13 protein-coding genes are annotated in these 13,764 nt (G+C 63.7%); 11 read left to right on the top strand and 2 right to left on the bottom strand.

Annotated elements, in window-relative coordinates; genetic code table 11:
- Window positions 1-118 precede the first annotated feature (118 nt).
- The 5 genes from AC1D13_RS16460 to AC1D13_RS16440 all read left to right on the top strand — a co-directional run bounded on the left by AC1D13_RS16460 (window position 119) and on the right by AC1D13_RS16440 (window position 4,792).
- On the top strand, window positions 119-886 hold the full coding sequence (locus AC1D13_RS16460; RefSeq protein ID WP_477667376.1) for a 2-keto-4-pentenoate hydratase: 768 nt from the start codon (window positions 119-121) through the stop codon (window positions 884-886).
- 109 nt (window positions 887-995) lie between these two features.
- Window positions 996-1,802 (top strand): isocitrate lyase/PEP mutase family protein, encoded by an 807-nt coding sequence (locus AC1D13_RS16455; RefSeq protein WP_477667377.1) that lies wholly within the window; start codon window positions 996-998, stop codon window positions 1,800-1,802.
- Between the two features lie 171 nt (window positions 1,803-1,973).
- Entirely contained in the window at window positions 1,974-2,426 is a 453-nt protein-coding gene (locus AC1D13_RS16450) for a carboxymuconolactone decarboxylase family protein (RefSeq protein WP_457282577.1), read from the top strand.
- A gap of 12 nt (window positions 2,427-2,438) precedes the next feature.
- Complete coding sequence (locus tag AC1D13_RS16445) at window positions 2,439-3,335, top strand: sigma-70 family RNA polymerase sigma factor (protein WP_477667378.1); 897 nt, start codon at window positions 2,439-2,441, stop codon at window positions 3,333-3,335.
- Entirely contained in the window at window positions 3,332-4,792 is a 1,461-nt protein-coding gene (locus tag AC1D13_RS16440; RefSeq protein WP_457282575.1) for an MFS transporter, read from the top strand. Before AC1D13_RS16445 ends, AC1D13_RS16440 begins: the two co-directional genes overlap by 4 nt.
- A 71-nt stretch (window positions 4,793-4,863) precedes the next feature.
- On the opposite strand, the gene AC1D13_RS16435 is transcribed toward AC1D13_RS16440, so the two are convergent.
- Both AC1D13_RS16435 and AC1D13_RS16430 read right to left on the bottom strand, forming a co-directional pair.
- Window positions 4,864-5,268, bottom strand: a complete 405-nt coding sequence (locus AC1D13_RS16435; protein ID WP_457282574.1) for a DoxX family protein — start codon at window positions 5,266-5,268, stop codon at window positions 4,864-4,866.
- Between the two features lie 49 nt (window positions 5,269-5,317).
- Complete coding sequence (locus AC1D13_RS16430) at window positions 5,318-6,268, bottom strand: LysR family transcriptional regulator (RefSeq protein WP_477667379.1); 951 nt, start codon at window positions 6,266-6,268, stop codon at window positions 5,318-5,320.
- Window positions 6,269-6,489: 221 nt separating this feature from the next.
- On the opposite strand from AC1D13_RS16430, the gene AC1D13_RS16425 reads away from it, so the two are divergent.
- The 6 genes from AC1D13_RS16425 (at window position 6,490) to AC1D13_RS16400 (ending at window position 13,689) form a co-directional block, all read left to right on the top strand.
- Window positions 6,490-7,389 carry an alpha/beta hydrolase gene (locus tag AC1D13_RS16425; RefSeq protein ID WP_477667380.1) on the top strand — a complete coding sequence of 300 codons (900 nt, stop codon included), beginning with the start codon at window positions 6,490-6,492 and terminating at the stop codon, window positions 7,387-7,389.
- Window positions 7,390-7,421: 32 nt separating this feature from the next.
- The gene (locus tag AC1D13_RS16420; RefSeq protein WP_477667381.1) at window positions 7,422-8,366 is read left to right on the top strand and encodes an ABC transporter permease; all 945 of its coding nucleotides are present in this window, start codon (window positions 7,422-7,424) and stop codon (window positions 8,364-8,366) included.
- Window positions 8,363-9,184, top strand: coding sequence for an ABC transporter permease (locus tag AC1D13_RS16415; RefSeq protein WP_477667382.1), 822 nt, complete (start codon window positions 8,363-8,365; stop codon window positions 9,182-9,184). The genes AC1D13_RS16420 and AC1D13_RS16415 overlap by 4 nt, the downstream gene beginning before the upstream one ends.
- Window positions 9,181-10,869, top strand: coding sequence for an ABC transporter ATP-binding protein (locus AC1D13_RS16410; protein ID WP_477689928.1), 1,689 nt, complete (start codon window positions 9,181-9,183; stop codon window positions 10,867-10,869). The genes AC1D13_RS16415 and AC1D13_RS16410 overlap by 4 nt, the downstream gene beginning before the upstream one ends.
- A gap of 17 nt (window positions 10,870-10,886) precedes the next feature.
- A complete protein-coding gene (locus AC1D13_RS16405; protein WP_477689927.1) occupies window positions 10,887-12,443 on the top strand; it encodes an ABC transporter substrate-binding protein in 1,557 nt (518 codons plus the stop codon).
- 115 nt (window positions 12,444-12,558) lie between these two features.
- Window positions 12,559-13,689 (top strand): C45 family autoproteolytic acyltransferase/hydolase, encoded by a 1,131-nt coding sequence (locus tag AC1D13_RS16400; RefSeq protein WP_477689926.1) that lies wholly within the window; start codon window positions 12,559-12,561, stop codon window positions 13,687-13,689.
- The last annotated feature ends 75 nt before the right edge of the window (window positions 13,690-13,764 follow it).

Raw genomic sequence — 13,764 nt, 5'->3', positions numbered from 1 at the left:
CACACGTCTCGGCCCCAAGCGTGCGCCGCTACACTAAAACGCACCCGCTTGCGGAACACTGCCTTCATGCCACCCGGGAGGCAGCCAAACCTTCACACCCCTGATTTTTAAGCGAAATATGCCTCTATCCCCCGAAAAACTTGCGCAAGCAGCTATCGAATTAATAGCAAGGCGAACCACGGGAAAGGCGGGCCCACGCTTGCCCGACAGCTGCCGTCCTGTCGACCTGGAAGACGGCTGGCAGGTGCAGCAGGAAGTCACCCGCCGGCTGGGCCAGCCGGTGGCCGGCTGGAAGGCTTCACCGCCCAGCCCCGGCAAGCTGGTGGCCGCCCCCATCTACCAGCCCGCCCTCAACCATGCAGCGATCTGCGCCGTCCCCTTTCCCTTGGGTGCCACCGCCGTAGTGGTTGAACCAGAGCTGGCTTTTGTGCTGGCCAAAGACCTGCCCCCGCGCGCACAGCCCTACACCGAGGCCGAGGTGGATGCAGCCATTGGTTCCGTCCATGCCGCACTGGAAATCTGCGCCAGCCGCTACACCGACCACAGCAGCCTGCCTTTTCCCGAACTGCTGGCCGACGGCATCGTCAACAACGGCCTGTGGCTGGGGCCAGAACTGTGCGGGCCCGATGTGGCGGCATTTGAATTGACCTGGCAAGTCGCCGGGGAGCCCGCGCAAACCGCCGAAGCGACACACCCGAACGGCGACCCACGCACGCCGCTGTACTGGCTGGCCAATTTCCTGCGCGAACGCGGCATCGGCCTGCTGGCGGGCCAGGCGGTGATCACCGGCTCCTATGCCGGTGTACTGACGTTGCCCCTCGGAAAGCGCACGCAGTTTGACTACGCGGGCCTGGCCCGGTTTGAGGTGGAATTTCGCGGCGCGTAACCTGAAGTAAATAGGTCAGAAAAGGGACGGAAATGGCCAGGCGCCTCAGCCCGGCTTGCTAAGCTGTGCGCCTCGATTCTCCAATCCCGCCAACAACGACGGAGCCGCCATGCAAGTCCTTCACCACCAACAATTCGCCCAACTCCACCAGGCGCCCCACGGCGTTTTGCTGCTGCCTAATGCCTGGGACGCTGCCAGTGCCAAAATCTTTGAAGCTTCCGGTGCCAAAGCCGTGGCCACCAGCAGCGCGTCTCTGGCCTGGGCCTGCGGCTATGCCGACGGCGGCGCCTTGCCGCCCGACGAGTTGCTCGATGCCGTCGCCCGCATCACCCGTGTCTTGAGCCTGCCGCTGACCGTCGACATGGAAGACGGCTACAGCGAGAGCCCCGCCGAGGTAGGCCGCCTGGCCGCCGAGCTGGTCGCCGTGGGTGCGGCGGGCATCAACCTCGAAGACGGCAGCGGCGCCCCAGCCCTGCTGGCCGACAAGATCAAGGCCATACGCAGCACACTCAAAGGCGCACCGCTGTTTATCAATGCCCGTACCGATGTTTACCTGCGCAAGCTGAAAGTCGAAGGCACACCGGCGCAGGCCAGCATCGCCCGCCTCAAGCTGTACCAGCAAGCCGGGGCGGACAGCGCCTTTGTACCCGGCCTCACGGCGTTGCCGGAGGTCAAGGAAATCTGCGCGGCTGTCAGCCTGCCGCTGAACCTGATGGCCATGCCCGGGCTGCCGGCCATTGCCGAGCTGCAAGCCGCCGGCGTGCGGCGCGTCAGCGTAGGGCCGGCGCCTTTCCAGGTGGCTTATGAACACGCCCGAACCAGCGTCGAGGCCTTGCTGAAACAGGACCTGTCTCCGCTGCTCGGCCCCAAGCTGGACTATTCGGCGATGAACACCTTGTTGAACACGCCACGCTAGAGCGCACAGGCGCTTGCCCGCTATCGCCTGTATTCCTTTGGGGATCAGGCGATTTTTCATTTATTTCATCTTTTTTTGAAGGCAGGCGTCACAACGCGTCACAAACGGCAAAGCTGAATCGTCAATACGGTGTGACACCCAACTTTTCAACTTGTTTTTAAAGGAAACACCATGACTGCCGCTACCGCTACCTCCGCCAACACTGCCCCCGTCCGTATCGATCTCGCGATTCCTGATGTCTACCCCGCCCTGCTCAAGGTCAGTCAAACCATTGGCGCCCAGGGCCTGGACAAAAAACTGCACCACCTGATTCACCTGCGCGCCTCGCAAATCAACGGCTGCGCTTTCTGCGTCAAGATGCACCTGCGGGAAGCCCGTGAAGACGGCGAAACCCAGGACAGGCTGGACCGCCTCGTCGTCTGGGCGCATGTCAACGACTTCAGTGAAGCCGAGAAAGCCGCACTGGCCTGGACGGAAGCCCTGACCACGCTCGACCACAAGACCGACTACGCCAGCCTGCGCGGCCGCCTGCGTCAATCGTTCAGTGACAAAGAGATTGGCGCTCTGACCGCTACCATCGGCATGATCAATCTCTGGAACCGCATTCAGGTCTCGGCACACTAAGGTTTACGCATCATGGCCAGCATCGACCCCACCGCCGTATTTGAAGAAAGGCGCAGGCACCTGTTTGGCCTGGCCTACCGCATCCTCGGTTCGCGGGCCGATGCCGAAGACGCCGTGCAGGACGTCTTCATCAAATGGCTGGCGGCCGACCACGCGAGCATCGCGACACCGGCCGCCTGGCTCACCGCCATCTGCACGCGCCACTGCATCGACATGCTGCGCGACGCGCAGCGCAGCCGGGTCGACTATGTCGGCACCTGGTTGCCTGAACCCATCCATACCCAGACCGAAGACACACCCGAAACACACGCCCTGCTGGCCTCGTCGCTGAGCATGGCTTTCTTGCTGCTGCTCGAACGCCTCACGCCCAAAGAGCGCGCTGCCTACCTGCTGCATGAGATTTTTGAGACCCCCTATGCCGAAGTGGCCGAGATGCTGGACATGGAGGAAGCCGCCTGCCGCAAGCTGGTCTCGCGCGCCAGCACCAGCATCTCCCAGGGCAAGGTACGGCACGTGACGCCGCCCAAGGTGCAGGACGACCTGCTCACCGCTTTCCGCGAAGCCATCACCGCTGGCAGTACAGAATCACTCGCCAGCCTGCTCTCGGACGACATCGCACTGAGCACCGACAGCGGCGGCAAGGTCAGCTCGGTTGAAGGCATCTTCCAGGGCAAGGGCAGCGTGCTCACCCTGCTGACGACGCAGCTGGCCCGCTACTGGGCCCACTACGAATGGGTACCCTGCGAGATCAACGGTGGCCGCGCCATCCAGCTGCGGACGAGCACCGGCGAGATCGCCGCCGCCATCACCTTTGCCTATAACGACGAAGGCAAGGCCAACAACATCTTCATCATGCGCAACCCGGACAAGCTTGACGGGCTGGCCTTCGGACCCGAGGCGCTGGAATGAACAACACCTCAAGCAACACATCAGGCATCGCTCCCACAGGCTGGATCGCCCTGCTGACCGGCGTCAATGCCATCCGCACGCTGGCGCTGGTCGGCGGCGTCGCACTACATGCCATCAACCTCTACATCGGCACCACCATCCTGCCATCCGTCGTACGCGACATTGGCGGGCTGGAGTTCTACGCCTGGAACACCGCCCTCTTCGTGGTGGCTTCCATCATCAGCGCCGCCATGGCGACGCAGGTGCTGGGCAAGCTCGGGCCGCGCTTTGCCTATGTGCTCGGCGCCGCGATCTTTGCCGTGGGCTCGCTCGCCTGTGCGCTGGCGCTTTCCATGCCCGTCATGCTGGCCGGGCGTGTGGTGCAGGGCTTTGGCGGTGGCCTGCTGCTGGCCCTGCCCTACGCCATGATTCGCCTGCTGTATGACGAGGCCTTGTGGTCCCGCGCCATCGGCCTGCTGTCGGGTATGTGGGGCGTGGCCACACTGGTGGGGCCCGCCATAGGGGGCGTGTTTGCCCAGATGGATGCCTGGCGCTGGGCGTTTGGCGCGCTCATTCCGGCGGCGGTTCTGTTCACCGTGCTCGCCGTCTGCGTGATTCCACGGCACAACTCCATCAGCAGCCCGCCGACATCCGTACCGTGGATGCAGTTGCTCCTGCTGGCCGGCGCGGTCTTCGCCGTTTCTGCTGGCAGCGTCAGCACACAAGTCATGTGGAATGCGGCCGGTGTAGGTGCAGCGGTTGCGCTCAGCGCGTTGCTGGTCATCGTCGACAAGCACGCCGCCAACCGCCTGTTGCCGCAGGATGCGTTTCGCCCCGGGGCGCTGGGCGCCCTTTACCTCGCGATGGGGCTGCTGGGCATGACGGTCACCAGCACCGAGATTTTTTCACCCTTGTTCTTTCAGGTCCTGCATGCCCAGACACCGCTGGTATCAGGCTATCTCGCCGCCATCATGTCGGCGGGCTGGACCCTGGGCTCACTCATCAGCTCCAGCGCCACCGGCAGCCGGGCCAGGCTGGCCATCCGCGTTGCACCAGTGCTGGCACTGGCGGGCCTGGTGGGCATGGCTGTGCTGATGCCCGCACCCAGTAATGGCGGCTGGCCCGTGCTGGCGCCAATCTGCGCCGCCATGGTGGCCGTGGGTTTTGCCGTCGGCATCGCCTGGCCGCACCTGAGCACGCGTGTGCTGCAGATTGCGCCGCCCGGCGAAGAAGACCTGGCTGCCTCTTCCATCATGACAGTGGAGCTGTTTGCCACCGCCATGGGTGCGGCCCTGGCCGGCATGGTCGCCAACCTCGGGGGCCTCACCAGCCCCGGTGGTGTACCCGGAACGGCGGGCGCAGCGCAATGGCTGTTCGTCGTGTTCGCCCTGGCACCCGCGCTGTGCCTGCTGACTTCACGGCAAACGGCGAAGCCAGACCCGCCTGCCCTCAGGCAGACAGCCAACAGCGCCGCATAAGGTGTGAGGCGTGAAAAAGCCGGCGCACCCGCAAAGGATGCACCGGCTTTACACCGAGATTGGCGTCTTGCTTACTTCCGCGAACGCAGCGCGTCAACGCTCCATGCACCACCGCCGGCAGCAGCAAAGAACAAAAACACAAAGCAGAACAACACGGCCGACTCGCCACCATTCAGCATGGGCGACAACACAAAGCCCTTGGTCGCATGGCCCATGAAATAGGCAAATGCCAGCAGGCCCGACAGCACAAACGCCACAGGGCGCGTGAACAAGCCCACAAGCAGCAGCGCACCACCAAAGAGCTCAAGAATCCCGGCAAAGCCGATCAGCGACAACACCTGCAGCCCGTCGAAATAAGCCACGTGGGGAAAGCCCAGCAGCTTGGCCGTGCCATGCTGAATAAGCAAATAAGCAGAAACAATGCGCAGGACTGAAAGCGCGCGTGAAGTCAGTTGGTCGTTTTGGGCAAAGGCCATGAGGTTCCCTCCGTTAAAAAGATGTCTGACAGGCCTGTAGCGAAAAAGTTCAGCGCCGCTGCGCAAGTTTCTGCCGGGGCCTGGGGCCACCCGATGCGGAGCTGGCGACGCTCGCCAAACTTTTCTCGGCCAGCAGTTGAACCAGATGCTGCCGGATCACCGCGGTGATGTGCTCGCGCTTGCCCTGCTCCAGCATGCCGATCAGCCGTGTCGGTGGCCGGCCCGGCAGCGGCAGCACACGCAGAAGCGCATCGTTGGCCCAGTCGGCGTTCTTGACATGCGGCACGATGGTGACACCGACGTTCTGTCGCACCAGGTCGATGATGGCCGAGAGCGAGCTGAGCTCCAGAAAGTCCTGCGGCACCAGGCCCAGCTTGCGCAAGGTCTGCTCTATGCGGATGCCGCTTTGCGTGCGCCGGTCAAAGCGCAGGAAGGGTTGCTCACGCAGCAGCTTTTTGAAGTCGCTGCCCGGCGACGCTACCTGGGAACTCGCGACCACCGTCAGCGGCTCGGTGTACAGCGGCGTCCAGCGCATGCCCTTTCGCTCCTGCGGCGAGTCGTCGACGAAGACCGCCGCATCGAGCTCACCGCTCCTGACACTGCGCGCCAGGCCGCTGGACTCCTGCATGACCAGCCGCACATTGAGACGCGGATAGAGCGGCTTCATCCTGACGACGGTGTTTGAGAGCAGCCCCATCGCCGTGACGATGGAGCCCACCGTCACGGTGCCGGCGATCTCTCCCTCGCCGTCCAGGCCTTCGCGCATCTGGTCGTAGTACCCGACAATTTTTTCCGCATGCGCAACCAGCGCGCGGCCTGCGTCCGAAAGCACCACGCCGCGCCCCGAACGCTCGAACAGCACGGTCTTGAGCTCGGTCTCCAGCGCGCGCATCTGCAGCCCGACTGCAGCCTGTGTCAGCGCGACGCGATCGGACGCCGCGGCGAACGAGCCGCCCTGCGCGACAACCAGGAAGGTCTTCAAAAACCGGATCGTGCTCATTCGCGCACCGCCCCAATACAAAAGAATAACTTTAGCATCTCAAAACATAATATAGATATATTTTTCAAACCGGATGGAGAACAATCCGGCTTAACAGGGTTGTGTGACGGACACATGTCTCCCGCCGCAACGGCGCATCTCCCTCGAAACGCGCGGCTTTTTCGGGCTTCTTCCGCAGCAGCCCGGCCGCTTGTCTGGCTTGTTTTTTGGGGCGATGATTTATGTCTGATGCACTCCTGGCGAATACCGGCACGGCTTCACCACTCTCATTTGGTGAGAAACGGGCGGCAGCCATTTACGACCTGGGCCACAGCACGATTTTTGCGTCGCGCACTGACCCGCGCTTTTCCTATTGCACTTATGCCCCGCCGCACCTGGGTGAGTCAAAGCAGCCCATGCAGCTCGTGGTCGTGGTGCACGGCACCGGCCGCGCCTTCACCGAATACCGCGACGCCTTCGCCGCATTCGCCAAGTGGAATGACTGCATCGTGTTGTGCCCGCTGTTCCCGGCCGGCCCGCAGGGCGACGGCAACCGCGACGGTTTCAAGCACCTGCGCGAAGCCGACATCCGCTACGACCAGATCCTGCTCAGCATGGTCGACGAAGTAGCCGTCAAGTTCGGTTGCGACTTTTCAAAGTTCGCGCTCTTCGGTTACTCCGGCGGCGGCCAGTTCGTCAACCGCTTCGGCCTGCTGCATCCCGAGCGCCTCTGGGCGCTTTCCATAGGCGCGCCAGGCTCGGTGACTCTCATCGACAACCAGCAAGACTGGTGGGTCGGTGTGCGCGACTTCGAAAAGCGTTTCGGCAAACCGCTGAACCTTGCGGCCCTCAAAGCCCTGCCGGTGCACATGGTGGCCGGCAAGGCTGACATGGAGACCTGGGAGATTACCCACCGCGAAGGCGGCAAGTTCTACATGGCCGGCGCCAACGACGCGGGGCGCACGCGCCCGGAGCGGCTGGAGACCTTGCGCCAGTCCTTTGTGCAGGCCGGCGTCAACGTCACGCTGGACCTGATCGACAACGTTCCCCACGACGGCCTGGCCTGCGTCGACACGGTGCAGGACTTCCTCGCGACCGTGCTGCGCGACGTCCGGAAAAAAGCGGCGGGCCGGGCCCAGTGATGTCACGCCAACCTCAAACCTGAAGACTGACCATGCTGCGTTTTACGCTGTCCCGTCTTTTCATGGCCATACCGACGCTGCTGATCGTCGCGGTGGCGGTCTTTGTGCTGATCCGGCTCATCCCCGGCGACCCGGCGCAGCTGCTGTTGGGTGACCTCGCCGACCCGGTGCGCCTGGCCGACCTGCGCGCCCAGCTCGGGCTCGATAAGAGTTGGCCGGTGCAGTTCGGCATCTGGGGCCGGCACGTGCTGGGCGGCGACCTGGGCGTTTCCATCAACACCGGCGAACCCGTGCTGCACCTGGTGTTGAGCCGCTTCCTGGTCAGCGCGCAGATTGTGCTCATTGCCGTGCTCTTCGCCACCCTGGTCGCGGTGCCCGCCGGCATGATCGCCGCGTGGAAGCAAAACCGCCTGCCCGACCTGATGCTGGTCGGCACCGCCACCCTGCTGGTATCCATCCCTACCTTCTGGCTGGGCCTGTTGCTTCTGCTCTTCTTCGGCCTGAAGCTCGAATGGCTGCCCGTGGTCGGCTATGTCTCGATCATGAACGACTGGAAGTCGGGCCTGCTGTACCTGCTGATGCCCATCCTCACGCTGTTCCTGCATGAGATCGGCGTGCTGATCCGCATGGCCAGGGCCAGCACGCTGGAAGTGCTGCGGCTGGACTACATCACGCATGCGCGCGCCAAGGGTCTGTCAGAGCGTGCTGTGCTGGTGCACCACGCCTTTCGCAACTCCTTCGGCCCGACCTGGACTTTGATCGGCCTGGTGCTGGGCAACCTGCTGGGCGGCGTGGCGGTTGTTGAAACCGTGTTCACGATTCCCGGCCTGGGCCGCCTGCTGGTTGACGCGATCTTCGCGCGCGACTACCCGGTGATCCAGGGCTGTCTGCTGCTGGTCGCCGTGATCTACGTGGTAACCAACCTGGTCATCGACCTCTGCTATCCGATCTTCGACCCCAGGGTGTTGGCCGAATGAAAAAATTTCTCACCCCTCAGGCCCTGATCGGCCTCTTCATCGTGGGCCTCATCCTCGTGGCGGCCGTACTGGCCTTCTTCTGGACGCCGCACGAGCCGCTCAAGATCAACTTCCTGGCACGCCTCAAACCACCCAGCGCCACCTATTGGCTGGGCACCGACGAGTTCGGCCGCGACGAGCTCTCGCGCCTCATGGCCGGGGCCTCCAACAGCGTCTGGATCAGTTTTCTCACGGTGCTGCTCTCTATCACCGCAGGCACTGCCATCGGCGTGCTGACGGGCTTTGTGCGCGGCTGGACCGACCGCATCATCATGGCCTTTGTCAACGCCCTGCTGGCCTTCCCCGGCCTGCTGCTGGCGCTGGCATTGCTGGCTGTCTTCGGCGCCAACAAGTACGGCATCATCCTCGCGCTGGGCCTGGCGTACACGCCCTCCGTCACCCGCATCGTGCGCGGCACGGTGATGTCGCTGCGCGAAAAGGAATTCATCGAATCCTCGCGCGTGCTCGGCAACTCGGAGCTCTACACCATGTACCGCCACGTGCTGCCCAACTGCGTGGCGCCGCTCACCGTGTTAGCCACCTCGATGTTCGGCTGGGTCATCCTGGCGGAGAGTTCGCTGTCCTTCCTGGGCCTGGGCGTGCCGCCGCCGGCGCCCACCTGGGGCAATATGCTGGCCGCCGCCCGGCCCTTCATGGCGCAGGCGACTTACCTTTCCATCTTCCCCGGCCTGTGCATTGCGCTCACGCTGCTGGGCATCAACTTCCTGGGCGACGCGGTGCGCGACCTGCTGGATCCGCGCATGAGGGGCATCGAATGAACCACCTTGTTGATGTCTCGGGCCTCAGCCTTTCCATCGGCAAGGGCGGCCGCGAAATCGTGCGCAATGTGTCCTTCACCGTCGCGCCCGGCGAGATCGTCGGCATCGTCGGTGAATCCGGCAGTGGCAAGACCCAGGCGGCGCGCGCCATCATGGGCCTCACGCCGCCGCCACTGGTGCGCAGCGCGGGTCGCATTTTGTTTGAAGGCGAAGACATGGCGGCGGCCGGCGATGCGCGTTTGCGACAGCTGCGCGGCGCGCGCATCGGCATGGTGTTCCAGGAGCCCATGACCTCGCTCAACCCTTCGATGACGATCGGCCGGCAGCTTGACGAAGGCCTGGCGCTGCACCGGCCCGAGCTCTCGCCGGCCGCGCGCCGCGACAAGGCTTTGGCCATGCTCGCGCGCGTCGGCATCACCGACCCGCAGGCCGCGCTCGCCGCATGGCCACATGAATTCTCAGGCGGCATGCGCCAGCGCATGATGCTGGCCTCTGTGATGCTGCTGGAGCCCGCACTGCTGATCGCCGACGAGCCGACCACTGCCCTGGACGCGCTGGTGCAGCGCGATGTGCTCGAGCTGATGGTCGGCCTCACACGCGAACACAATACGGCCGTGCTGCTGATCAGCCACGACCTGCCCATGGTGGCGCGCTACACCCAGCGCATGATCGTCATGCAGCAGGGCGAGGTCGTCGAAGCCGGCGACACCGCCGCCTTGCTGGCAGGCCCCAGGCAGGACTACACACGCAAGCTGCTCGAGGCCATCCCGCGCCGGCAAGCCGCGCGCACAATTGCCGACGACCAACCCGTCATCGAAGTGCGCAACCTCGTGTTCGATTACCCCGGCAAGCGGCGCCTCTTTGCCAAGTCCGCTGCCAAGCGCGTGCTGCACGGCATAGACCTGGTGGTGCGCCCGCGCGAGATCGTCGCGGTGGTGGGCGGCTCCGGTTCGGGAAAAACCACGTTGGGCCGTGCGATTGCGGGCTTGCTCAAGCCGACCGAAGGCGACATCCGTTTTCGCGGGCGTTCGATCGCGCGCAGCGATGCGGGCTGGCTGGACTACCGGCTCAATTGCCAGATGGTTTTCCAGGACCCGTATTCATCACTCAACCCGCGCATGAGCATTGGCCAGCTGGTCGGTGAAGGGCTGCGACTGGTTCCTGGCCTCTCTTCAGCCGAGCGGAAAACGCGCGTAGCGAAGATGCTTGATGAGGTTGGTTTGGAGCCCCGGCATGCGCAACGTTACGCGCACGAACTCTCGGGCGGCCAGCGCCAACGCGTGGCGATTGCCCGCGCGTTGATACGTGAGCCGGCCTTTGTGATTGCCGACGAGCCGGTGTCCGCACTCGACGTGACCGTACGCGCCCAGGTGCTGGCGCTGCTGGCCGAGCTGCAGGAACGCCACGGCTTTGCCTGCCTCTTCATCAGCCACGACCTGGGCGTGGTCGAACAGGTGGCCGACCGTGTGATCGTGATGCAGGCCGGCCAGATCATTGAGCAAGGCAGCCGCGACGAGGTGTTCGACAACCCGCAACATGCCTACACACGCAAGCTGCTCTCCGCGATTCCTGCGCTCACGCCCACCGGCCAGGGCGGCATGCAACTCAAGTGGCGTTTTGACGAACCCGATGCGCCGGCGGGCGCCTTGAATCTCATCAACCCGATAACCCCCATTCCAGTCTGATCTTTAAGGAGCTTTTGATGCTTTCCCTTCGATTGAAATTTCTGGCCGCTGCCGTGCTGGCGGCTTGTACCGCCGCCCAGGCCCAGACGGCGCAAATCGTGGTCGCGCAGCCGGCAGACATCCGCTCGACCAATCCCGGTGTCAACCGCGACAACACCACCGACGGCGTGGTGCTCAACATCGTCGAAGGCCTGGTTGCCTATCACGAGAACGGCACCGTCGGCCCGCTGCTGGCGCGCTCCATCGTCACCAGCCCCGACGGCCTGACCTATATCTTCAAGTTGCGCACCAACGTGAAGTTTCACAACGGCGAGTCCATGACTTCGGCCGATGTGCTGTGGAGCTGGAAGCGTTATATGGACCCCAAGACCGACTGGCGCTGCCTCAGCGAATTTGACGGCCGCTCCGGTGTCAAGGTCACCTCGGTCACCGCGCCTGACGCACAAACCGTGGTCATGCAGCTGGACAAACCCTCGGCCGTCTTCCTCGACAACCTGGCCCGCACCGACTGCGGCATGACAGCCATCCTCCACAAAAAATCCGTCAAGGAAGACGGCAGCTGGGACAAACCCATCGGCACCGGCCCCTTCAAGTTTGAAGAGTGGAAGCGCGGCGAGTACGTCACGCTCAGCGCCTTTGCCGACTACCAGGCGCCCCCCGGCACCAAGCCAGACGGTTACCTCGGCCTCAAGAAACCGCTGGTCGAGCAGGTCAAATTTTTAACCGTGCCCGACATGTCGACCTCCAAGGCCGGCCTGCAGTCCGGCGCCATCGATGCCGGCCAGATCACCTCGTCCGACGTGCAGGAGCTCAAGGCGAATAAAAACCTGAGCGTGGTCGCCGCTGTGGATGCGGGCAAAAACACGCTGCTGATGCAGACCAATGACCCGCTTCTTAAAGACGAGCGCATCCGCCAGGCCATCGCGCTGTCGCTCGACATGAACCAGCTCGTCGCGGCCGCGTCCGAAGGCCTGGCCCGCGTCAACAACTCGGCCATCCAGGACAGCTCGGCCTTCTACACCGCAGCGCAGAAAAAAGGCTACCGCCACGACCCGGCCAAGGCCAAACAGCTGCTGAAGGAAGCCGGCTACAAGGGCCAGCCTATCGTGATTCAGGCCAACAAGCGCGCCCATGTGCCGAGCTTCTCGGTGGCGGTGATGAGCCAGGCCATGATGCAGGCCGTCGGCATCAACGCGCAGATCGAAGTGCTCGAATGGGCCACCCAGCTGGACCGCTACAACAGCGGCAACTACCAGATGAGCTCCTTCACCTATTCGTCGCGCCTGGACCCGGCCCTGAGCTATGAGCAGTTCTCGGGCAACAAGGCCAAGCAGCCGCGCAAGGTGTGGGACGACCCGGCCGCGCAAAAGTTGATCGACCAGAGCTTCGCCGAAGCCGATCCGAAGAAACGCCAGGCCTTGTTTGACCAGCTGCACGCGCTGATGATCGCCAAGACGCCGCTGGTCATCCTCTACAACGTGACCGATTCCTGGGCCGTGCGCAAGCGCGTGAATGGCTTCACGGTGTGGGAAGGCAAGCCGCTGCTCTGGAATACGAAGCTGGCCGTCAAGTAAGTCTTTTCAGCTTCCTCTCGGCCGCCTTGCGCACAGGCCCGCGCGCAAGGCATGGACAGGCACGCCTCGCGGCGGTCGTCATCTCTCTTCACGCAACTTCTTACGGCAGCCCAGCATGGCAAACATCGAACAATTCCCCTTTATCTCCGTCTCCGGCAGCCCGCATGAACGCGGCCTGCAGTACGGGCGGCAGGCCGCTGACCGGGTACGCGGCAGCGCGCGCCTGTACGGCCAGACGCTGGTCAACCTGGGCTACAGCGAACAGGCACGCGCGCGCTTGATCGACTTCTTCGCCAAGGAAATCGGCAACTTCGCACCCCACTACATCGACGAGATGCGCGGCATTGCCGAGGGCGCGGGCGTGGACTTCCAGGACATCGTGATGATCAATGCCCGCACCGAGGTGCTGGCCAAGGCCCGCGCCGAGAAGGTCAATGCCGCCGACCAGGAACCCGGCGACGGCTGCACGGGCGCCCTCATCCTGCCCGAGCGTTCGGCCAACGGCAACCTGCTGCACGGCCAGAACTGGGACTGGCGCGCCGAATGCGTCGAGACCTCCGTCGTGCTGCGCGTGCGCAACGACAACGGTCCCGACTTTTTGACCTTTGTCGAAGCCGGCGGGCTGGCCCGCAGCGGCTTCAACAGCGCTGGTGTGTCGATCACCGCCAACTACCTCGAATCAGACCGCGACTTCAAGCAGCTGGGTGTGCCTTTATCGCTGATCCGGCGCAAGGTGCTGGAACAAGAGATTTTTTCGCTGGCCATGAAGGCCGTGGCCGCAACACCCAAGTCCTGCTCCAACAACATCATGCTGGGCATGTCGCAGGGCTTCGGTATCGATTTTGAATGCACCACCAACAAATCGTTTCCGATTTATCCCGGCACCGACAACCTGATCGTGCACGCCAACCACTGGATGAGCCCGGTAGCGCTCAGCAAGCTGGTGGACCTGGGCATTTCCCAATCACCCGACAGCCACTATCGCGACTGGCGCGTGCGCAAGCTGCTGAACCAGCAAGACAAGCTGGGCCGCCAGGAACTGAAGAACGCGTTTTTCGACAACTTTGGCCTGCCCTACTCCGTCTGCCGCCCGCCCCGCATCGGCAGCCACGACAACCTTTCGGCCACGGTCGCCATGGTCATCATGGAACCCGCAGTGGGTGAAATGGAAGCGGCGCCCTTGCCGGCCCTGAACAAGGTGTTCACCTGCTACAGCCTGACGGAAGAGCCCAGGATTTCTGCCTGAGCGCATCGCGCAGCCCCTTTGCAGGATTGCTGCTGCCAACGGATCGAGGCACTGCGCCGCCGGGGTCAAGGCTTT

This window comes from Polaromonas sp. P1_E12 (assembly GCF_056405975.1).
Note: the sequence above shows the minus strand (reverse complement) of the source record. Positions and strands in the feature narration are given on the sequence as shown.

Excerpts from the sequence above, each read along its gene's own strand:
- AC1D13_RS16460 (WP_477667376.1), top strand. The coding sequence starts at position 119 with ATGCCTCTATCCCCCGAAAAACTTGCGCAAGCAGCTATCGAATTAATA.
- AC1D13_RS16455 (WP_477667377.1), top strand. The coding sequence starts at position 996 with ATGCAAGTCCTTCACCACCAACAATTCGCCCAACTCCACCAGGCGCCC.
- AC1D13_RS16450 (WP_457282577.1), top strand. The coding sequence starts at position 1,974 with ATGACTGCCGCTACCGCTACCTCCGCCAACACTGCCCCCGTCCGTATC.
- AC1D13_RS16445 (WP_477667378.1), top strand. The coding sequence starts at position 2,439 with ATGGCCAGCATCGACCCCACCGCCGTATTTGAAGAAAGGCGCAGGCAC.
- AC1D13_RS16440 (WP_457282575.1), top strand. The coding sequence starts at position 3,332 with ATGAACAACACCTCAAGCAACACATCAGGCATCGCTCCCACAGGCTGG.
- AC1D13_RS16435 (WP_457282574.1), bottom strand. The coding sequence starts at position 5,268 with ATGGCCTTTGCCCAAAACGACCAACTGACTTCACGCGCGCTTTCAGTC.
- AC1D13_RS16430 (WP_477667379.1), bottom strand. The coding sequence starts at position 6,268 with ATGAGCACGATCCGGTTTTTGAAGACCTTCCTGGTTGTCGCGCAGGGC.
- AC1D13_RS16425 (WP_477667380.1), top strand. The coding sequence starts at position 6,490 with ATGTCTGATGCACTCCTGGCGAATACCGGCACGGCTTCACCACTCTCA.
- AC1D13_RS16420 (WP_477667381.1), top strand. The coding sequence starts at position 7,422 with ATGCTGCGTTTTACGCTGTCCCGTCTTTTCATGGCCATACCGACGCTG.
- AC1D13_RS16415 (WP_477667382.1), top strand. The coding sequence starts at position 8,363 with ATGAAAAAATTTCTCACCCCTCAGGCCCTGATCGGCCTCTTCATCGTG.
- AC1D13_RS16410 (WP_477689928.1), top strand. The coding sequence starts at position 9,181 with ATGAACCACCTTGTTGATGTCTCGGGCCTCAGCCTTTCCATCGGCAAG.
- AC1D13_RS16405 (WP_477689927.1), top strand. The coding sequence starts at position 10,887 with ATGCTTTCCCTTCGATTGAAATTTCTGGCCGCTGCCGTGCTGGCGGCT.
- AC1D13_RS16400 (WP_477689926.1), top strand. The coding sequence starts at position 12,559 with ATGGCAAACATCGAACAATTCCCCTTTATCTCCGTCTCCGGCAGCCCG.